Annotated in this window: 16 protein-coding genes and 2 pseudogenes; 3 read left to right on the top strand and 15 right to left on the bottom strand. The window is 73.4% G+C overall.

The features are described from left to right. Positions 1-40 precede the first annotated feature (40 nt). The 9 genes from U5640_RS07180 to U5640_RS07220 form a co-directional block, all read right to left on the bottom strand. Positions 41-742, bottom strand: a complete 702-nt coding sequence (locus U5640_RS07180; protein ID WP_340374945.1) for a gamma-glutamyl-gamma-aminobutyrate hydrolase family protein — start codon at positions 740-742, stop codon at positions 41-43. Then, entirely contained in the window at positions 730-1,479 is a 750-nt protein-coding gene (locus tag U5640_RS07185; RefSeq protein ID WP_340374946.1) for an ABC transporter substrate-binding protein, read from the bottom strand. The genes U5640_RS07180 and U5640_RS07185 overlap by 13 nt, the downstream gene beginning before the upstream one ends. Further along, positions 1,476-2,858 (bottom strand): glutamine synthetase, encoded by a 1,383-nt coding sequence (locus U5640_RS07190; protein ID WP_340374947.1) that lies wholly within the window; start codon positions 2,856-2,858, stop codon positions 1,476-1,478. The genes U5640_RS07185 and U5640_RS07190 overlap by 4 nt, the downstream gene beginning before the upstream one ends. 158 nt (positions 2,859-3,016) lie before the next feature. Further along, on the bottom strand, positions 3,017-4,915 hold the full coding sequence (locus U5640_RS07195) for an SWIM zinc finger family protein (RefSeq protein WP_340374948.1): 1,899 nt from the start codon (positions 4,913-4,915) through the stop codon (positions 3,017-3,019). A 902-nt stretch (positions 4,916-5,817) separates the two neighbouring features. Continuing rightward, positions 5,818-8,724 carry a DEAD/DEAH box helicase gene (locus tag U5640_RS07200; protein WP_340374949.1) on the bottom strand — a complete coding sequence of 969 codons (2,907 nt, stop codon included), beginning with the start codon at positions 8,722-8,724 and terminating at the stop codon, positions 5,818-5,820. Positions 8,725-8,957: 233 nt separating this feature from the next. Beyond that, positions 8,958-9,551 (bottom strand): sugar kinase, encoded by a 594-nt coding sequence (locus tag U5640_RS07205; protein ID WP_340374950.1) that lies wholly within the window; start codon positions 9,549-9,551, stop codon positions 8,958-8,960. Then, a complete protein-coding gene (locus U5640_RS07210) occupies positions 9,548-9,688 on the bottom strand; it encodes a hypothetical protein (protein ID WP_340374951.1) in 141 nt (46 codons plus the stop codon). The genes U5640_RS07205 and U5640_RS07210 overlap by 4 nt, the downstream gene beginning before the upstream one ends. Continuing rightward, positions 9,685-10,833, bottom strand: a complete 1,149-nt coding sequence (locus U5640_RS07215) for an ROK family glucokinase (RefSeq protein ID WP_340374952.1) — start codon at positions 10,831-10,833, stop codon at positions 9,685-9,687. Before U5640_RS07215 ends, U5640_RS07210 begins: the two co-directional genes overlap by 4 nt. A gap of 158 nt (positions 10,834-10,991) precedes the next feature. Further along, a complete protein-coding gene (locus tag U5640_RS07220) occupies positions 10,992-11,729 on the bottom strand; it encodes a GntR family transcriptional regulator (RefSeq protein WP_340384984.1) in 738 nt (245 codons plus the stop codon). Positions 11,730-11,858: 129 nt separating this feature from the next. Between U5640_RS07220 and U5640_RS07225 the strand changes: the two genes are divergently transcribed. Beyond that, positions 11,859-12,863, top strand: coding sequence for a Gfo/Idh/MocA family oxidoreductase (locus tag U5640_RS07225; RefSeq protein ID WP_340374953.1), 1,005 nt, complete (start codon positions 11,859-11,861; stop codon positions 12,861-12,863). Positions 12,864-12,969: 106 nt separating this feature from the next. On the opposite strand, the gene U5640_RS07230 is transcribed toward U5640_RS07225, so the two are convergent. Both U5640_RS07230 and U5640_RS07235 read right to left on the bottom strand, forming a co-directional pair. Beyond that, positions 12,970-13,644 (bottom strand): response regulator transcription factor, encoded by a 675-nt coding sequence (locus U5640_RS07230; RefSeq protein WP_340374954.1) that lies wholly within the window; start codon positions 13,642-13,644, stop codon positions 12,970-12,972. Positions 13,645-13,732: 88 nt separating this feature from the next. Continuing rightward, a complete protein-coding gene (locus tag U5640_RS07235) occupies positions 13,733-15,016 on the bottom strand; it encodes a histidine kinase (RefSeq protein WP_340374955.1) in 1,284 nt (427 codons plus the stop codon). A 179-nt stretch (positions 15,017-15,195) separates the two neighbouring features. Between U5640_RS07235 and U5640_RS07240 the strand changes: the two genes are divergently transcribed. Next, on the top strand, positions 15,196-15,396 hold the full coding sequence (locus tag U5640_RS07240) for a hypothetical protein (RefSeq protein WP_340374956.1): 201 nt from the start codon (positions 15,196-15,198) through the stop codon (positions 15,394-15,396). Between the two features lie 24 nt (positions 15,397-15,420). Here the strand turns inward: U5640_RS07240 and U5640_RS07245 are convergent, their stop codons facing one another. Then, positions 15,421-16,242, bottom strand: a complete 822-nt coding sequence (locus tag U5640_RS07245) for an MHYT domain-containing protein (protein ID WP_340374957.1) — start codon at positions 16,240-16,242, stop codon at positions 15,421-15,423. A 380-nt stretch (positions 16,243-16,622) separates the two neighbouring features. Between U5640_RS07245 and U5640_RS07250 the strand changes: the two are divergent. Further along, positions 16,623-16,831 (top strand): annotated as a pseudogene (locus U5640_RS07250) (ABC transporter ATP-binding protein); the annotation flags it as partial. Positions 16,832-17,106: 275 nt separating this feature from the next. On the opposite strand, the gene U5640_RS07255 reads toward U5640_RS07250, so the two are convergent. The 3 genes and pseudogenes from U5640_RS07255 to U5640_RS07265 all read right to left on the bottom strand — a co-directional run bounded on the left by U5640_RS07255 (position 17,107) and on the right by U5640_RS07265 (position 20,435). Then, entirely contained in the window at positions 17,107-18,666 is a 1,560-nt protein-coding gene (locus tag U5640_RS07255; RefSeq protein ID WP_340374958.1) for an RICIN domain-containing protein, read from the bottom strand. A 321-nt stretch (positions 18,667-18,987) separates the two neighbouring features. Then, positions 18,988-19,182 (bottom strand): annotated as a pseudogene (locus U5640_RS07260) (SDR family NAD(P)-dependent oxidoreductase); the annotation flags it as partial. A gap of 431 nt (positions 19,183-19,613) precedes the next feature. Next, entirely contained in the window at positions 19,614-20,435 is an 822-nt protein-coding gene (locus U5640_RS07265; RefSeq protein ID WP_340374959.1) for an AIM24 family protein, read from the bottom strand. Between the last annotated feature and the right edge of the window lie 2 nt (positions 20,436-20,437).

Raw genomic sequence — 20,437 nt, forward strand, 5'->3', positions numbered from 1 at the left:
GGTGACGGCCCTCCTTGTGATGATCTCGGTGATGATCCCGTCAGGCGGCGGCCACGGCGGCCCGGGCCATTTCGACGTGTGCGGTGAACAGCGCCTGTTGCTCCGCGACCAGGTCCGCGTTGTCCTCGGGATGCCACTGCACGGCGAGGACGGGGGCGGTCTCGTGCTCGACGACCTCGATCACGTCGTCGATCGCGCGCCCGGTCACGGTCAGGCCGGAGCCCGGACGCCGGACGGCCTGGTGGTGGTAGGACGAGACGACGACTTCGTCGCTCCCCATGACCTTGGCCGTTCGGCTGCCGGGAGTCAGGGCGACCCTGTGGTAGCCGTCGCGGTGGGGCACGCAGGTCTCCGCCAGGTCCGGGATCAGGTCACCGCCCAGGGCGACGTTGAGAACCTGCATGCCGCGGCAGATGGCCAACAGGGGGATACCGTCGGCCACCACCTGTCGGGCCACGGCCAGATCGAACACGTCCTGCACGTCCTCGGCGGTGCAGGTCGACAGGCCGCGCCGCGAACCGCCGTAGCGCCGGGGGTCGACATCCGCTCCCCCGGGCAGCAGGACGCCGTCGAAGCGAGCCAGCAGCGGTCCCACCGGCCGGCTCGTGGGTGGCAGTATCACCGGATCCCCGCCCGCCCGGAAGACGGCTTCGAGGACCTTCTCCGCAGCGGCCACACCGCGTCGCCGCAAGCCCTTGACCTGCGGGGAGGGCATGCCGGTCACGGCGATCAACGGCCGCATCGGGCTCCTCCCCCGTCCGATGCCGCCGCCCCCGCGAAGGGGTAGGCGAGGTCCGGCATCCACCGCTTCCACACCGCCTCCAGGCGGCCGTCCCACGCCACTTCCGCCAGCGCGGCGTCGAGCGCGGCGAGGAGACCGTCGTCGCCCTTGGCGACGCCGATGCCCCAGGCGTTGCGGGTGGGCACGGTGAACGCGATGCGCAGGTCCGGCTGCTCGGCGAGCGGCACGAGGGCGACGTCGTCGTCGACGAAGGCATCGATCTCGCCGAGCCGGAGGGCGGCCACCATGTCGCCCAGGACGTCGTCGCTCGAACCGGCGAAGGGCACCGGCTCGACGTCCTTGAACGTCTCCGCCAGGGCCATGTTGGTGCTGCCCGCGATCGCCCCGATCCGGCGTCCCGCGAGGCCGTCGGGGCCGGTGACCGTGCTGTCCGCGCGGGTCAGGACGGACTCGTCGAAGACCGCGTACGGCCGGGTGAAGTCGACCAGGCGCCGACGCCGCTCGGTGATGCCCTGGCCGCACAGGACGGCATCGCCCTTGCCGGCGTTCAGGCTCGGCACGAAGTCGGCCCACGCGCTGTAGACCCAGCGCACCGGTCGGCCGAGCACCTCGCCCAGCAGCAGGCCGACCTCCGGCTCGAAGCCGAGCCGTTCGCCGTCCTCTCCGGTCCAGAAGAGCGGCCGGGCGTCCAGGTCGGCGCAGATGATGCGCAGTTCGGTTGCTTCGTTCGCGGTCACGGCAGGTACTCCAGGTACATCTCGCGGTCCCAGTCGGTCACGGCCCCGCAGGCGCGGGCCCACTCGTCGGCCTTGAGCCGGCTGAAGAGAGTGGCCAGTTCCTCGGGGAAGGCCGAGCGGACGATCTTGTCGCGGTCGAACGCCGCGAGCGCGTCGCCGAGCGTGAGCGGCAGTGCCTCCTCGGCAGGGCTGCCCCCGTCGTAGCTGCTGGAGGTCTGCGGCTCGCCCGGGTCGAGCTCGCGCTCCAGGCCGTCCTGGATGGCGGCCAGGAGCGCGGCGTGGGAGAGGTACGGGTTGACGCTGGCGTCGGGGAGCTTGTACTCCAGGCGGCCGTTGGAGGACAGCCGGACGGTGCAGGTCTTGTTGTCCAGGCCCCAGTTGACCCGCGAGGGGGCGAACTGACCGGCGTCCCAGAAGCGCTTGTAGGAGTTGACCGTGGAGGCCATCACGGCCATGGAGCCGGGCACGTGGGTCAGCAGTCCGCCCAGCGCGTGGCGTCCGCGCTCGGTCAGGTGCAGCTCACGGCGGTCGGCCTCTTCCAGGATGTTGTCCTCGCCGTGCCAGAGGCTCAGGTTGTGATGGCAGCCGTTGCCCATGCTGCCGGTGGTCGGCTTCGGCATGAAACTGGCGGTGACGCCGAACTCGCGGGCGACCTGCTGGCAGATCTGGCGGTAGGTGATCAGACGGTCGGCGGTCAGCTCACAGGAGTCGTACATCCAGTTCAGTTCGAGCTGTCCGGCGTCCTCGTAGTCGCCCTCGATCATGTCCAGGCCCATGGCCTGCGCGTAGTCGATGAGCTTCTGGTAGATCGGCCGCATCAGCTCGAGGTTCCCGGCGTGGTACGCGGGGCTTGCGCCCGGGCGGACCTTGACCTCCAGCGACGGGCCGAGCCACGTCATCTCCGGCTCGCACCCCGATTTCAGGCGGAGCCCCGTGGCGGCCGTGAAGGCGTCGTGGAGGCGGAAGAGGTTTCCGCGCGGGTCGGTCGCCAGCGGCTCGCCTCCGCGAACCGGCACATGGGAGGGTTCGTAGAGGCGACAGAGGAACCGGGCCACGGACGGGTCCCACGGCAGCACCCGGAAGGTGTCCGCATCGGGCATGGCCGTGAACTCGGCGGCCGCCGCTCCACCGCCCAGCAGTTCGCCGTGCCGGTCCGCCTGCAGGTCGGAGACGGCGGTGCGGTGGAACTGGACGCCGCGCTCCAGGTTGCGGCGCAGATGCTCGGCGGGCACCACCTTGGCCAGCACACGGCCGGTGAGCGTGACGACCTGGTAGTAGACGTACTTCACGCCGCTCGCGGCGACCTGCTCGGTGAGATCTCGCAGGAGCCGCTCTTGCGAGTTGGTCTCCCTGTGCCCGTCCAACGCCGTTGCCGTCATGCGCGGCCTCCTCGATCGGTTCGTGCGGCCGCCCAGCAGCCGGCATCCGTGCGCCCGACGCGAGCGCATCGCACTCGAAAGATTTAAGCTCTAGTTTTGTATGTATTCAAGACCTGTGAGGCCCCCAATGCGGACACGGCCTGGCCGGGGGGCGCGTGCTACGACTCGTCCGCGGTGCCCAGACCGGTCAGGGCGCCCACCGGGTCGGGGTCGGGGGTGCCGCGCGGCCACCAGTCGTCGTGGCCGGGCTCGGACTCGTACGGGTACCACAGGCCGTCGCGCCCGAAGCGGAGCTGGACGTGGCCGCCGGGGTGGGTGAGGTGGTTGCGCCAGGGGCGGAAGGCGGGGAGGTCGGCGGCGAGGAGCAGCGGACGGGCCCGGTCGAAACGGCCCGCCGGCGGGTCCCAGGGCTCCTCCAGGACGGTGAGGCCGTCCGCTCCGCCCTGCCGCCAGGCGGCGACCGCGCGCGCCAGTTCGGACGGGGTGCGGCTGGCCGCGGAGGCGAGCGAGGCGTACAGGGAGCGGGTGGCGAGGGTGACTCCGGAGCCGGGGCGGGCGGCGGCCAGCCGTACGGCGTCCTGCCACAGCGTCAGTTCGCCGATCTCGTCGCGGCCGGTGACGAGCAGGGCGTGGGCCCGGGCGGCGGCGTCGGTGGCGAGCTGGTCCAGGGCGAAGGAGTCGGGGCCGTTCGGCGCGGAGGGGTAGGCCGGGGGCTGCCCGGGGTGCGGCGGGACGGGCAAGGGGGCGGGCAGCGGCGGCAGTCGACGCGCCGCGCCGCCGCCCAGGGCCAGCGCCTCCGTGGCGCGGACGCCCGGCAGATCGGCCGGTTCCTGTTCCTGCGCGGCCCGCGCCGCGCGGGTGGCGTTGCGGCGCGACAGCGCGTCCAGCAGCTCGCGTTCGCCGCGGCCGCGCAGCAGGAGCAGGACGAAGGGATCGGCGTCCAGGAGCCGCGCGGTCTGGTAGCAGAGGGCGGCGGCGTGTTTGCAGGGGTGGGCGCGGTCAGGGCAGCTGCAGTGGGGTTCGAGGTCGCCCGGGCCGGGGAGCAGCGGCACCCCGCAGTCGGCGAGGGACTCCGGCATCTCCTTGTCGAGCAGCGCGGCGATGTACGCGGGCCGGTCCACCGCGGTGGCCAGGAACCGATCCCACTCCTCCTCCCCCAGCGTCCGCAGCCGCACCTGTACGCGGTACGGGCGGGGACGGCTGCCCTGCACGTACGCGAGGACGAGTCCGGGGGTGACGGTGATCGCGTCGACGTGCCCCTGCTGGGCGTAACCACGGCCCCGCGCCAGCCGCTTGACGTCCAGCGCCCCTTCCTCCAGGGCGGCCACCCAGGCATGCCCCCACCAGGTCTCCGCGAACCGGGACTGCTCCCCTTCCCCCGGTCCGGGCAGCGCCGGGAAAGCGGGAAAGGTACGCCGGTGGTCGCCGTCCCGGGAGGGGGCGCCCATGGAGCGGGGCGAGACGGGGGTGGGAGGGGCGGGGTCCGGCTCGGGGGCGGGACGGGGCGGGGCAGCGGGTGCGGGGGACGACGGGAGGTCGTCGGAGGGCATCCGGAAGGCGTCGGCGAGCGACTCCCGTACGAACCGGGCGCGTTCGCGGGCGGTACGGTCGCCGGTGCCGGGGTCCCTCGGCCGGCTCGGGCGCCGCAGGACCGGGTCGCCGGTGCCGGGGCCGGCGGGACGTGCAACGCCCCCGGGCCGGGCGGCCCGCCCGGCGTCCGGCTCCCTCGCGTTCTCCCGCGCCTGGGCCCGAGCGGCCCGCAACGCCTCCCGTGCGACGTCCCCGGGCCGGGCGGTCGGCCCGGCGGCACCCGAAACGCCGGGGCCTCCGGGGCCTCGCGAGGCGGAGCCGTCCACGGAGGAGTCGGTGAGCGAGCCGGGACCGCTCCCCGGAGCCGGGCCACCCACGGGGTCGGTGACCGGGGTGCGATGTCCGCCGGGGGCACGACCGCTTTCGGAAGAGCCGGCACCCGGGGCCGGACCAGCGCCGGGGGCAGAGCTGCCTACGACGGAGTCGGCGCCCGAATCAGGGTTACCGCCGAGGGCAGAGCCGCCCACGACGGAGTCCGCCCCCGAGGCAGGACCACCGCCCGGGGCGGAACTGCCCACGCCGGAATCGCTGGCTTTGGCGGGCCGACCGCCGGGGGCACGACCGCCTGGGGAAGAGTCGGCGCCCGCGACAGGACCAGCGCCGGGGGCAGAGCCGCCCACGACGGAGTCGGCGCCCGAATCAGGGCCACCGCCGGGGACACAACCGCTTACGGAGGAATCGGTGACCCCGGCAGGACCGCCGCCCGGGGCAGGGTCGCCACCCCGGGCAGGGCGGCCTACGGAGGAGTCGGGGGCCGGGGCAGAACCGCCCACGTCGGAGCGCTGGGCCTCGCCCTCGCCTGCGGCAGGGCCGCCCACGGCCGAGTCGGCGGCCGCAACGAGACCACCGCCCGAGACAGGACCACCGCCCGAGACAGAGCCGCCCACGGCGGAGTCGGTGGCCGGGGCAGAACTACCGCCCGACTCGGGACCACCCGCGACGGAGTCGGCGCCCGAGGCACGTCCACCGCCTGCGGCAAGACCTCCCGCGGCCGGGCCTGCGCCCGAGGCACGACCGCCGTCGAGAGCAGGGCCGCACACGACAGAGTCAGCGGCCGGGGCGGAACCGCCCACGACAGAGCCGTCGCCCGAGGTAGGGGCCGCCGTAGCAGGCCCCGCTTCCGTGTCGGTGGTTTTCTGTGCCCTTCTCCCCCGGACCGACAGGAGCAGGTCGTCGCCTCCGGGGGAGATGGTGTCCGGGCCGGGGACGGCTGGGTGCGGCGACGGCCGATGCGCGGTCGGGGCCTCGCCCCGGAGGCGTTCCCGGGCCGCCCGCAGGGCACGCCGTGCGGCGTCGGCCGGGCGCTCGGCCGCCGTGCCGCCCGCTCCGGACGCCGCCGCCGGCTCCCCGCGCTCCTCGCGCTCGCTCATCACGCCTCCCTCCGCAGTCGCACCAGGTCGGTCAGTTCGCTGTGGGTCAGTTCGGTGAGGGCGGCCTCGCCGGAGCCCAGGACGGCGTCGGCCAATGCTCGCTTGGAGGCGAGCATCTCGGCGATGCGGTCCTCGACCGTGCCCTCGGTGATGAGGCGGTGGACCTGGACGGGCTGGGTCTGGCCGATGCGGTACGCGCGGTCGGTGGCCTGTTCCTCCACCGCGGGGTTCCACCAGCGGTCGAAGTGCACGACATGGCCCGCCCGCGTGAGGTTCAGGCCGGTGCCGGCGGCCTTGAGGGAGAGGACGAGGACGGGGGTGGCGCCGGCCTGGAAGCGGTCCACCATGTGCTCGCGCTCCGGGACCGGTGTGCCACCGTGCAGCAGCTCCACCGGGATCGCCCGGTCGGCGAGGTGGGCGGTGATCAGCCGGGCCATGCCGACGTACTGCGTGAAGACCAGCACCGAGCCGTCCTCGGCGAGGACCGTGTCCAGCAGTTCGTCGAGGAGGGCGAGCTTGCCGGAGCGGGCGGCGAGCCGTTCACCGACGGAGGCGGTCTCCTCCTTCAGGTACAGCGCGGGGTGGTCGCAGATCTGCTTGAGCGCGCCCAGCAGCTTCAGCACCAGGCCCCGGCGCGCGATCCCCTCCGCGGTCTCGATGGCGAGCAACGACTCGCGCACCACCGCCTCGTACAGGGAGGCCTGTTCACGGGTGAGCGGCACCGGGCGGTCGGTCTCGGTCTTGGGCGGCAGCTCGGGCACGATTCCCGGGTCGGACTTCTTGCGGCGCAGGAGGAACGGGCGGACCAGGCGGGCCAGGCGCTCCACCGCCTCCGCGTCCTCGCCGTTCTCCACGGCGCGCGCGTGCCGGGCCCGGAAGGACTTCAGGGGGCCGAGCAGACCGGGCGTCGTCCAGTCCAGCAGGGCCCACAGCTCGGAGAGGTTGTTCTCGACGGGGGTGCCGGTGAGGGCGACGCGCGCGGGGGACGGGATCGTGCGCAGGGCCTTCGCCGTCGCCGAGTAGGGGTTCTTCACGTGCTGCGCCTCGTCCGCGACGACCATGCCCCACGGCTGGGCGGCCAGGGTGGCGGCGGTGGAGCGCATGGTGCCGTACGTGGTGAGGACGAAACCGCCCGTCAGGCCCGCGAGGGAGCGGCCCTGGCCGTGGAAGCGGCGGACGGGAACGCCCGGGGCGAAGCGGGTGATCTCGCGCTGCCAGTTGCCCAGGAGGGAGGCGGGACAGACCACGAGGGTGGGCTCGGCGCGGTCCCGCTTGAGGTGCAGCGCGATCAGGGTGATCGTCTTGCCGAGGCCCATGTCGTCGGCGAGGCAGCCGCCGAGGCCGAGGGAGGTCATGAGGTCCAGCCAGGCCAGGCCGCGGAGCTGGTAGTCGCGGAGGGTGGCGTGCAGTCCCGGGGGCGGGTCCGCCGGGTGCACCCCGGCCGTCAGGCGGTCGCGCAGGGCCGCGAGGGCGCCCACCGGGACCGCCTCGACGCTCTCGCCGTCGACCTCGGCGGTGCCGGTGAGGGCGGCGGACAGGGCGTCCACCGGGTCCAGCAGGCCCAGTTCGCGCCGACGGGCCTTGCGGACCAGCGCCGGGTCGACCAGCACCCACTGGTCGCGCAGCCGCACCACCGGGCGGTGCGCCTCGGCCAGCGCGTCCATCTCGGCCTCGCTGAGCGGGTCGCCGCCCAGCGCGAGCTGCCAGCGGAACTGGAGCAGCTCCTCGCTGTCGAAGAAGCCGGTGCCGTCGGTCGCCGAGCCCGGCGCGGGCCGGACCACCGCGGTGGCGCTGAGGTCCTGCGCCAGGTCCCGCGGCCAGTGCACGGCCACCCCGGCCGCCGCGAGCCGGGTCGCCGCCACGCCGAGCAGATCGCTCAACTCGTCCTCGGACAGGGCCAGTACGTCGGGCGTGTCCTGTTCGGCGAGCCGGGCCAGCGGCGGCCACACCCGCGCCGCACGCCGCACGGCGAGGGCCGCGTCCACGCGCGCGCGGGGTCCGAAGGACGCGTCCGCCTCGCCCGCCCACAGGGCCGCCGCGTCGGTCACCAGGGTGGGATCGGCGAGGCTGTGCACCTGGACGATCGCGGCACCGGCGGCGCGCCCCCGCCGGCCGTCCTCCGCCGTGTCGAACATGTCGTACGCGGACAGGTCGAGGCGGAGCGAGACGCGTACGCCCGCGTCCATGCCGGCGGCGACCTCGGCCGCCCAGTCGTGCGCTCCGGGCAGCCGCTGGGGGCGGCGGTCGGCGAAGAGTCGCCCGGCGGCGGCCGGCGCGGCCGGGGTACGGGGCAGGGTGTCGGCGACGGCGTCCAGGAAGGCGCGCAGCAGTGCCTCGGGCTGCGGAAGCCTGAGCGGTCCGGGGCCGGGCAGGGGGACGGCGTGCCCCTCGTGGGGCAGGGCGGCGGCGATCGCGCGCAGATGCGCGATGTCCTCCGGATCGAGCGGGCCGGCCCGCCAGGCGTCATGGCCGGAGGGGGTCAGACCGGGGAGCAGCCGGCCCCGCGCGGTGAGCCGCAGCGCGTGCAGCGCAGCCGCGCCCCAGCAGGCGGTGGCGGGGTGGGCGGCGGGGTCGCGGCGGGCGCGCACCAGCAGCGGGAGCGCCCGGTCCAGGGGCAGGGTCAGGGCGGGGACCTGTTTGCGGCGGACGGTGGAGCCGTGCGGGCGGACGACCGTGAGCTCGGTCCTCTCGGCCCCCTCGGCCGCCCCGGCCGTCGCGCCCCCTGCCCCGTCGCCCGGGCCGTGCGGGCTGTCCGGGCGATGCCGGCCGCCCGAGCCCTCCCGGCCGTCCGGGGGCGGCGTGGGGTCCCAGAAGACCACGCGGCCCTCGCGCGGCAGCGGGGCGGGCAGGAAGACCGCGGCGAGGCGCACCGGGACGCCCGCCGGAGACCCGTCGCCCGTACCCATGTGTCCACCTCCCGCCCGCGTCCCGGATCACTCGTCTTCGACTCTACGGGCGGGGTCTGGCAACCGGTCCCGGCGACCGGACCCGGGACCGGCCCACGACCAGCCTGCGACGGGGCCTAGGAGTCTGATGAAGATCTTGCTCCGGCCGCCTGACTCGCCCCGGATTGCCAGTAAATGTCAATCACCATGAACCGGTGCAAGTCGGGCGCGATTTCAAAGTCTTCAGGACGCTTCTAGGGGACCGTGCGCGAGACGACGTACACGAAGGGGTACACCGGGTTGCCGTAGTTCACGACGACGTCCAGGGTGGGCGTGGGGTCCTTCTTCTCGACGACCATGCCGTAGAACTGGCCCGTGCGGGCGCCCGGCCCCTTGAACCGCCAGCCCGTGATGCCCTGGTCGCGGGCGCTGATGGTGACGGCGCCCCGCTCGAGGTCGGTCCGGTCGGCGCCGATCTGGCGGAGGAACTGGTCGAGGCCGGCGTGCGTGGTCTGGAACTGCACGTAGAGCCGGCTGGTCTTCCAGTTGTTCGTCTCGTAGTAGGCGACCTGGTTGGACGGGTGCGGGACCGGCACCTGGTAGAGGCGGCGCTGCACCTTGGAGGGCCAGCCGGCGGTCAGGCCGGTCGCCGAGTACTTCGCCTCCTTGTCCTTGCCGCTGTCCCGGCTCTGGTTGGCGGAGATCACCAGGTACCCGGCCGGGACGCCGATGAGCAGCACGATGATCAGCAGGGTGAGCGCCCTGCGCCGGATCACATGGCGGCGGTCCTCCGGCGGCCGGGGCGGCTCGTCGGGGGGCGCCGCCTGGCGGGGCAGCGAGGCGGTCATGCGGTGTCCCTGGTGGTGCGGGCGGTGCCGGTGGCGCGGGCAGTGCCGGTGGTGCGGGCCGTGCGGGCGGTGCCGGTGGTGCGGGCCCCGCGGCCGGGTCCGGCCGCGGGGGTCGTACGGGGTGGTGCGTGGGTCATGCCGTGTCCCGGGTGCGGCGGGCGGCGTCCGTGAACCGTTCGAAGCGCTCGTAGCGCTCGACGCGGCGCCGCTTGGCGCGCCGGAAACGGCGGGCGACCAGGCGCGCGAGGTCCGCGGCGCCGACCATGCCGGCCTCGGGGCCGAGCTGGGCGCGAACGATCCGGGCCTCGGGGCGGTAGCCGCGCCCGGTGAGCTGGCGCTTGAAGGCGTCGCGCGCGGGGCCGATGAGCAGCTCGTCGGCGGCCGACACGCCGCCGCCGATCACGAAGCAGGAGGGGTCGAGCGCGGCGGCCAGGTTGGCGATGCCGACGCCGAGCCACTGGCCGATGTCCTGGAGCAGCTCGACGCACATCGCGTCGCCCTCGCGGGCCAGCTCCGTGATCATGGGGCCGCTGATGTCACCGATCTGCCCCTTGACGTGCTCGATGATCCCGTACGCCACCGGAGAGTCGGCGGCGGCCAGCTCCTTGGCCTCCCTGACCAGAGCGTTCCCGGAGCTGTACTGCTCCCAGCAGCCGCGGTTGCCGCACGGGCAACGGTGGCCGCCGGGCACGACCTGCATATGCCCGAACTCCCCCGCGACGCCGTACTTGCCCCGCTTGACCTGGCCGTCCTCCAGGATCGCGCCGCCGATGCCGGTGCCCAGCGTGATCATGACCAGGTGGTCCTCGCCGCGGCCCGCGCCGAAGCGCCACTCCGCCCAGGCAGCGGTGTTGGCGTCGTTGTCGACGAGGACGGGGACCGAGAGGCGCCCGGAGAGGCGGTCGCGCAGCGGCTCGTTGCGCCAGGACAGGTGGGGGGCGAACAGGACGCGGTTGCGGTCGGCGTCGACCCAGCCGGCCGCGCCGATGCCGACGGCGTGCACGTCGTGCCGGTCGGAGAGGTCGAGGACCAGTTCGACGATGGTGTCCTCGACGACCTTGGGGCTCTTCGACTTGTCCGGGGTCTCGGTGCGGACCTTCTCCAGGATGTTGCCGTCGGCGTCGACGACGCCCGCCATCACCTTGGTGCCGCCGATGTCGATGCCCACCGTCGGCACGCGGGGCGCCGTCAGGTGCGAGCGGCGCTCTCTGGTGCCCACTGTCCGCAGTGCGGGGGCACGCCTGGAGCCGATGGGGGCGCTGAAGTTGCCGTAGGTGCTCATCGTCGCCGATTCTGCCTCACCCTCCCGGAGAGTGCCGAGCCGGGCGGAAAGGGGGCTGCTGTGCGTCGCGGGGTGCGGGTGCGTCGCGGCCGGTCGCGCGGTTCCCCGCGCCCCTGGGTCGACCGTGCGGCCCGGCGGTGTCGTCGGGACGAGCGGACTCAGGACCTTACGAGCAGCTGGAACTCGAAGGAGTAGCGGCTCGGGCGGTAGATGTGGTCGCCGAACTCGACCGCGCGGCCGGTGTCGTCGAACGTGGTGCGCTGCATGGTGAGGAGGGGGGCGCCGGGCTCCTCGGTGAGGCGTTCGGCCTCGGCGGCGGTGGCGGCGCGGGCGCCGATGGACTGGCGGGCGCTGTGCAGGGTGATCCCGGCGGCCCGCATCAGGCGGTAGAGGCCGGTGGCCTCCAGCTGGCCGGTGTCCAGGTCGAGCAGTCCGCCCGGGATGTGGTTGCAGAGGTACGCCATCGGCTCGCCGTGCGCGAGCCGCAGCCGTTCCACCCGGTGCACCTCGCTGCCCTCGGCGACCGCGAGCGCGGCGGCCACCTCGGCGGAGGCGGGCACGACGGTGTTGACCAGGACGGACGTGGCGGGGCGCTGGCCGGCCGCCTCCAGGTCGTCGTAGAGGCTGCTGAGCTCCAGGGGGCGCTTGACCTGGCTGTGCACGACCTGGGTGCCGACGCCGCGGCGGCGCACCAGCAGGCCCTTGTCGACGAGCGACTGGATCGCCTGGCGCACGGTCGGGCGGGAGAGGCCGAGGCGCGCGGCGAGCTCGATCTCGTTGCCCAGGAGACTGCCGGGGGTGAGCGATCCGTGCTCGATCGCGGCCTCCAGCTGCTGGGACAGCTGGAAGTACAACGGCACCGGAGAGCTTCGGTCCACTCGGAGTTCGAGCTGCACGGTCGGGTCCACTTCTGGTTTCGGCACCCGCCGAGCGTAGCCCCGGGCGCTGTTGACGGGAAGTTGTGCAGTTCGGTTGTCCGGACATACGGATTGACATCGTGTGGCCTGCGAGGTCACTTTGTCTTCATGCGCATCGGGGTCATCGGGACGGGCCGCATCGGCACGATTCATGCGAACACACTCAGCCGTCACCGCGAGGTCGGATCCCTGATCCTGACGGACGCGGACCCCGCGCGGGCGCAGGAGCTCGCGCTGCGGCTGGGCGAGACGGCCGCCCCCGGGGTGGACGAGATCTTCCGCTGGGGCGTGGACGCGGTCGTGATCACCACGGCCACCTCGGCGCACGCCGAACTGATCGGCCGGGCGGCACGCTCAGGGCTCCCGGTCTTCTGCGAGAAGCCCATCGCGCTGGACCTGGCCGGGACCTTACAGGCGATCGGTGAGGTCGAGGCCGCGGGAACGGTCCTCCAGATGGGGTTCCAGCGCCGCTTCGACACGGGCTACGCGGGGGCCCGGGAGGCGGTGCGGTCCGGCCGGCTCGGGCGGCTGCACACCGTGCGGGCGCTGACCTCCGACCAGTCGCCGCCGCCCGCGGAGTGGCTGCCGCTGTCCGGCGGGATCTACCGGGACGCCCTGATCCACGACTTCGACTGTCTGCGCTGGGTGACCGGGCGCGAGGTGCGCGAGGTGTACGCCACCGGGTCCGACGCCGGTCCCGCGATGTTCCGGGCGGCGGGGGACGTCGACACCGCCGCGGCACTCCTCACCCTCGACGACGGCATCCTCGCCACCGCCACGGCGACCCGGCTGAACGGCGCCGGCTACGACGTCCGAATGGAGCTCGCCGGGGAGCGCGACCAGATCGTGGTCGGTCTGGACGACCGTACGCCGATCGCCTCCACCGAACCCACCGGTCCCCCGGCCGCGGACAAGCCCTGGGGCGGTTTCCTGGAGCGCTTCGGGCCCGCGTACGAGGCGGAGCTCATCGCCTTCGTGGAGGTGCTGCGCGGCGGGCGGGCCAACCCGTGCGACGGGCGGGAGGCGTTGCAGGCCTTCCGGATCGCGGAGGCCTGTGACGTCTCGCGCCGGGAGCGCCGAGCGGTGTCCCTGGCGGAGATCCCGGGAGCCTGACCGGACGACGGAGCCTGACCGCACGACGGAGCCCGATACGGACGACGGCGACTGATCCGGACGACGGAGCCGGACCGGACGACAGGGGCGCTCATGATCCGTGCGCCTAGTGTCCGTCCTCGCCGTCCAGGAGCCCCGCGTCGTACGCCAGGAGGGCGATCTGCACGCGGTTGTTGAGGCCGAGCCGGGCCAGGATGCGGGAGACGTGGGCCTTGACGGTGGCGACGCTCATGAACAGCGCGGCGGCGATCTCGGCGTTGGACAGGCCCCGGCCGACCGCCACGGCGACCTCCCGCTCGCGATCGGCGAGGGCGGTGAGCCGCTCGCGCGCCCGGGTGCGCCGGGTGTCGGCGGTGGAGCCGGCCGCGTGATCCATGAGCTGGCGGGTGACGGTGGGCGACAGCACCGGATCGCCGCCCGCGACCCGGCGCACGGCGTCCAGGATCTCGGCGGGCGGGGTGTCCTTGAGGACGAAACCGGCGGCTCCCGCGCGCAGGGCGCGCAGCACCTGCTCGTCGGCGTGGAAGGTGGTGAGGACCACGACCTGCGGGGCGTCCGGGCGGCGGCGCAGCCGTTCCGTGGCGGTCAGGCCGTCCACGGCGGGCATGCGGATGTCCATCAGGACGACGTCGGGGCGGACGCGGTCGACCAGCGTCTCGGCCTGCCCGCCGTCGGCGGCCTCGCCGACGATCTCGATGTCGCCGGCGCCGCCCAGCATGAGGCGCAGACCGGCGCGTACCAGGGGATCGTCGTCGACGAGGAGCAGTCGGATCGCAGTCATGGCCTTACACAACCACGGTTCGCGAGGGGGGCGACGACGCGTGCGGTCGCGGGGTTCGCCCGGCCGGCGCGGGCGGTCCCGGGGGCTGTCACCGGGCCGCCTGCGGCCACGGCAGCCAGCCGCGCACCTCGAAGCCGCCGTCGTCGCGGGGTCCGTGCGCCAGCCGTCCCCCGGCCAGGGTCGCGCGTTCGGTCAGCCCGATCAGGCCCTGGCCGGAGCCGGGGACGGGCGGGACGTCGCCGTCGGGAGCGGCGTTGCGCACGACGACGGCGAGGCCTTCGCCCGGGCCGCCCTCGACGGTGACCTCGGTCTCCGCGCCGGGGGCGTGCTTGCGGGCGTTGGTGAGGCACTCCTGGGCGATGCGGTAGGCGGTGCGGCCGACGGAGGCGGGTACGGCGGCGGGGTCGGTGACGCGCTGGTCGAGGGTGACCTTCAGACCGGCCTCGCGGGACTCGGCGACGAGGGCGTCCAGGGCGGCCAGCGTGGGCTGGGGGCGCCCGCCGTCGTCGGACTCCCCGGCCCGCAGGACGCCGATGATCTCGCGCAGGTCCTGGAGTGCCTCGTGGGCGCTCTCGCGGATGACACCCGCGGCCCGCGCGATCTCCTCGCGGGGCGCGTCCGGGCGGAACTCGAGCGCGCCGGCGTGGACGCTCAGCAGGGTCAGCCGGTGGGCGAGCACGTCGTGCATCTCGCGCGCGATCGCCTCACGCGCCAGCCGCTGCGCCTGCTCGGCCCGCAGCCGCGCCTCCGTCTCGGCGCGCCGGGCCCGGTCGCGCAGGCTCAGCATGAGCTGCCGTTTGGACCGGACGAACATGCCCCAGCCGATGACCGCGCCGGTGAGGAGGCCCGTGAACACCACGGCGCCCGGGTAGGGCAGGTCGGGGTCGGGGCGCAGCCAGAAGAACAGCGGGACCAGCGCGAGGTCGGCGCCGCCGACGAAGGCCACGTACCGGAAGGGGCGGTGCACGGCGAGGGTGAACAGGGCGACCATGCAGGCGCCGCCCGCGGTGTTGGAGAGGAAGCCGACGGGGACCATCGCCACGGCGAGGCCGAGCGGCCGGCGGCGCCGCATCCAGAGCGCGGCGCAGGACAGCACACCGAGGAACTGGTCGGTGACGAGCAGGGCGTGCGGTGTGTCTCCCTCGTTGCCGAGGCTCTGAGCGGCGAGCAGGCCGACGACGACGGCCAGGAGGAAGCAGGTGAAGTCCACGACCCAGTCGCGGGCGGTGCGCCGGGGCGGCCGCCCGGACCGCTCGGCGTCCGGGTCGAGCTCGGCGACCAGCGCGGAGGGCAGCAGCCAGGGGCGGCGTACGAGCCGCGGCGCGGTGTGGAGCGCGTCGGGTGTCCCTGCCGCGCCGTCCTGTCCCCTCATGACCGACCAATCTACGCAGCGGGGAGCGCCGGTACCTGCCTGTCGGCGCGGACTTCGACGAAGGTCGCGCCCTCGTCTACTTTCGGCCCGTCCCGCCCGGCCGCGGCGCGCCTTCCGCCCCGGCCGCCCCGCCCCAGGGCCGATGCGCACGACGGCCCCGCGCGGTGAGGCTCGTCGCCATGAAGGAGTTCCTGGAGGTGCTCGGTTTTCTCGCCCTGGTGCAGGGAGTCCTGGGCCTGGTGCACGAGTTCACCCCCTGGCGGGTGGGACTCGTGCAGCGGGTCGGCTTCCTGGAGGGGTACGAGGTGTACGTGAGCGGGGCGCTGGTGGTGCTGGCGTTCACCCTGTTCGCGGCCGCGGAGAGCCGGGGGCCGGACTGACCGGCAGCACGTCCCGGGCGTCGCCTACCAGGAGCCGTAGTGCTGCGACGGCCGCGCGGAGTGGTCGTCGGCGGCCTGGTACGGGGCCGCGGGCGCCGCGGGGTTGAAGTCGTCGTCGCCGAGCATCATGTCGGGGTCGAACATGACGATGACCGCGGCGATCAGCAGGACCGCGAGGGGGCCGGCGAGCATGACGAGGAGGAAGGACAGGAGGCTGGTGGAGGACTGGGCGACGGCGGACGTGCCGGTGAGGTGGACGGAGACCGCGGCCATGCCGGTGTAGTGCATGCCCGTCACGGCCACGCCCATGACCAGGGCCGCGCCCAGGCTGGCCCAGAGCTTGTGGATGGAGACCGCCGCCCAGAGGGCCGCGGTGGCGGCGCCGATGGCGATCGCCACGGACAGTCCCACCGTCACGGCGTCGTAGTGCAGGGTGCCGTTGGTGTGGATGGCGCCCATGCCGAGGTAGTGCATGGCCGCGACGCCGAGGCCGGTGACCGTGCCCGCCGTCGCCAGGTTCAGCGGGGAGCCGCCCCGGTAGCCGACGAGGAACACGCCGAGGGCGACGACGACGATCGCGACGACGAGGCTGAGGAGCGTCTTCGTCGTGTCGTAGCCGACCAGGGCGCCCTGGACGCTGAAGCCGATCATGGCGATGAAGTGCATGGTCCAGATGCCGCAGCCGATGGCGACGGCGCCCAGCGCCAGCCAGGCGGCCCGGCGGTCCGGGCGGCGCAGCGATCTCGTGGTGCACCGCAGCCCGAGCGCGGCACCCAGACAGGCCATCAGGTACGCGGAAACCGGGGTCACCGCGCCGTAGTAGAAGTTGGAGACGGTCGCGGTCATCGAGGGTCCCTTCACGTGCGTTTCGGCTCGGCCGGTGGCCCTGACCCGGGCGCCCGGCAGTCCTGATAGGGGATGCAGGACACGGGGGATCCGGTCGATCAGATCAAGCCACCTGGCCGAGTTGCGCATGATTCAATCACACAAAGCGCACACGCCCTCCACATTGCGCACCCGTTCGCCGAATCGATACTTCGGCGCCTGCCGTCCGAAACGCTGCCCAAAGCACCCATTCGGGACGGACAGGCGGCCAGGCGGCCAGAGGGCGGGCGAGCCGGTGAGGCGCCGACGGGAGCACCCACCAGAGCGCGCACCCGTCCGGTCGCGCACCGCCTTCGCTCAGCCGACCGCATTTCTGGAAACCCCGGTATCGGACGCAGAAGGTCGTACGGCGGCTGGGCGGGATCGACGGCCCGGTGGACCCGGCCGGGCTGTCCTCGGGCGAGCGGCAGCTCGTCGCGCCGGCGCGGGTCCATCTCTCGCCCGCCGCGCAGACAGGGTGCTCCTGCGGGACGGGCGGCGCGCGCGGGTCGGCACGCATGACGCGTTGCTGGCCCAAGTCCCCTTCTACGACGATCTGGTCGGCATCTGGGACACCGGCACGGCCGGACCCGGCGACGACGGGCCCGGCACGGGCGGGAACCGGCTCAGCAGCCCGGACGCAGCATCAGATCGCTGCCGACCAAGATCGCCGAGCGCAAGGCCCACACCCCGGTTCCTGCGGAAACGATCAGTAAGTCGTGCTGAGGCGAGGCCGTCGTGCGTCCTCTCGTTGAACACGTCTCGCTGCTTGGAGAGGTGCGCGACGGCCGTCGCATGCAAGGGGGCTGTGCCGAATCGTCGCCGCACCACCCGCAGGGCGCGTCATCAGGAGATGGAGAACACCGATGCCCAGTTCTGGCCGGCCGATCCGGCGGAAGCGGTGTTGGCGGTGACAGCCTGGCCCGCCGTCGCGTTGCCGTCCAGGACGAAGCCGGTGGCCGGGTTGGTCAGGGTGTATGTGCCGACGGCGTTCTGGGTTACCTGCCAGCGCTGGTTGGCCCCGCCGAGGTAGACGGCCTGCAGGGAGACCTGGCCGCCGGCGGTGGTCGGTGCGGTCAGGTAGAGCGGGACCAGGCAGCTGTCGTAGATCCGCACGGTGCCGTCGCCGTTGGCGGTGAACTTCCAGCGCTGCGAGGCCCGTGAGGTGTCCAGGGCGGCGAACTCGCCCACTGACGGGATGCTGCCGCTGCAGGTCCCGCCACGCTGCAGGGCGACGCCGCCGCCGTTGCTGAGCGCGTGGTAGGCGTTGTCACCCACCACCGTGGGACCGTAGTTGATGGCGTGCGTGTCCAGTGCTGTCAGCGCGGCGCCGGTGGTGGACAGCGGCGGCACGGCCGTCGGGCGGACGTTCTTGAACCAGTCGGCGAAGGTCGCGGGTGTGTGCGATGCCAGGGTGGTGATGGAGCGGTCCCAACTGCCGTCCACCTGGTTCCACAGCTGGAGCAGCGCGCCGTCCACGTTGCCCTGTACGTTGTCGCCGGTCTGCCAGCCCGCGGCGGCGGTGAACGGGTAGGAAGAGCCGTCCGGCCACACGTAGCGCTGGTCGCCCAACAGGTAGGCGGCCACCGAGTCGGCGAAGCCCTCGGTCCAGGCGCAGGTGGCGGACGACGTCTTCTCGATGTAGTGCGGGGTGCAGTTGGTGACGTTCGGGAACGTGCCGTTGTACAACCGATGCTGGAAGAAGTGTCCGGATTCGTGCAGCACGGTGTGCTCGGAGTCCGGGTCGGCATCGGCCAGGTGGACCGTGTTCGACAGGTCGTACCACGGGCCGTCCGTGGACCCGGCCTGCCAGCGCAGCGTCAGCGTGGTGCAGTTCGCGGCGTTCGTCTCGGCAGCCGTCCAGCAGGGAGTGGTGGAGTTCGCCCGGCGGGACCAGAGCAGGTTGACGGTGTCGAAGGCGTGCCAGGCGCGGGCTGCACTGGTCGGTTTGACGGTACCGAGGTTGACGCTCGCCGAGACGTTCGTTTGCGTCGGAGTGTTGTAGGTGTAGACCGTGCCGGTGGAGTCGGCGACCCGCCACACCTGGTTGTTGCGGGTGGCGAAGCGCACGAACAGATGGTCCATCGCGGTGGTGTTGACCGGGGTGTAGCAAAGGTTGAACGAGCCGTCGGCCGCACCGGTCAGCTGGGTGTCGGTGTTCAGCTTGTGGTCGGTGTCGGTCGATCTCTCCCGGCCCCAGAGCTCGACCGAGGCGTTGCGAGCGGCCCGGCTCAGGGTCGGCTTGGTGGAGCCCGCCTCGGCCGACTGGTAGTCGAACTGAAGGGTGCCGCTCAGGCATATCGGCTGCGCGGCCGAGGCGACGCCTGCCGAGAGCGGCACGATGACGCCTGCGGCGAGCGCCGTCGGCACCAGCAGGCGTAACAGGGCGGTGGACCCACGTAACATGGATGTCCTTCCGGAAGACGCCCGGGTCCGCCGAACCGGCTGACCCGGCATGGTGAGGCCGGGGCACCCCCGGCCCGGCTGATGACGCTCCGTCGGGTGACGGGCCATCTGAACCGAGAGTCATCGTCGGTTCAGCGCCGCGCTGCCCACTAGCCGCCCACTAGGGGCGCATGGGGTCACAGCGGGCGTTCTGGAATTCGCGTGTGCGCCCGGCGCACGCGCCGCCGACCGTGTGCCCCTCGTGTGCCCGGTGTCCCCGCCCAGCTCGGCCGACCCTGAAACGATCAGTCGGGCGCCGCGTAGGCGCCGAGGCGCGTGCGCGCCCGCTCCCGAGCTCATGAAGACGACCTGCCCGCGGGCCGCCCGCAGCGCGGGCAGCAGCAGCCGGGTGAGCTCCGCCGGAGCGGCGAGGTTGACGGCGAGCGTGCGCTCCCGGCACCGACCTCACCGACCCGCCCCCGACTCGGCAACACCGGCCACGTGCAGCAGTCCGTCCAGCCGGGGCGGCAGCGCCTGCTTCTCCAGCCGGATGCCGAGATGGCTTTCTTTTCCCCTCTGGGGAGGGCGAGGGCGGGGAGAGTGCGAGCAGAGTGCGGGCGGACATGCCTCGCCCCGCGGCCGTGGTGCGTGGGGGGCCGCGGGGCGAAGGGGGGACGGGATCAGCGGCGGGTCGGGACCCGGCTGCCCGGCCGCTCGCGCCGTTCCTCGGGCCGGTCCGTGGGGGGACTCAGCAGTCGTGGCCGATCGGGTCGAGCGTGGCGCACGCGCGTGGGGGGAATCTCATGGCTTCATGATGACGCGCGTAGACGCTGACATGTCAATGACAACGCCACCGGAATCTCCCGTCCCGTCCCATGAGTTTTCCGCGAATTAACGGCCGCAGCCGTGCGCGGCGCCGTCCCGGGGTGGGGTGGGGCGTCCGCACTCGGCTCGCGTCCGTCCCGCTCTCAGCCCGCGTTCGTCGAGAACAGCCCGCCCGTCGGACCCTGCTTGTCGCCGCCCTGGGCCTTCTTCAGGGCGTTGGCGAGGCTCTCGATGGTGAGGGACTGCAGGATGACGCGGCCGTTGCCCTCCAGGGTGGCCAGGGAGAGGCCCTCGCCGCCGAAGACCGCGTTCATGAGGCCCTGGCGGTTGAGGCCGCCGACGCGCTGGACGCCGTACTGGATGCCCTCCTCGAAGGCGACCACGCAGCCGGTGTCGACCTCGATGCGGCCGCCGAAGTCGGCCGGGTTGAGGTCGATGAAGTTGCCCGCGCCGGCGATGATCACCGTGCCGTGCCCGGTGAACTTCTCCAGGACGAAGCCCTCGCCGCCCTTCATGCCGGTGCGCCCGCCCTGGAAGGCGATGCCGAACTCGACGGTGGACTCGGCGGCGACGAAGGCGTCCTTCTCGGCGAACCACGCGCGCGTGCCGTTCAGCTCCAGGGCGCGCATCTCGCCCGGGAGGACGCCCGCGAAACCGACCGTGCCCTCGCCGCCCCGGGCGGTGAAGTACTGGAACGCCAGGGACTCCCCCGCGAGGGCGCGCTGGCCGACCTGCATGGCGGTGCCCATGGCCTGGCGGAGCATGCCGCCCATGCCGCCGCCGCTACCGGCGCCGTTCTGCGGCGGCGCGCCACTCCCGGAGGGGCCGCCCAGGCGGGTCTCCATGGTCACGTTCGTGGTCTTGAACAGGAACTTTCCGGCTTCGCAGTACACGGTCTGGCCGGGGGCGAGGTTGACGACCGCCATCTGCATGGCGTTGCCGACAATGTCTTGCTGAAGGGTCACGG

It is taken from the genome of Streptomyces sp. SS7 (genome assembly GCF_037993025.1).
Taxonomy (GTDB): Bacteria; Actinomycetota; Actinomycetes; order Streptomycetales; family Streptomycetaceae; genus Streptomyces.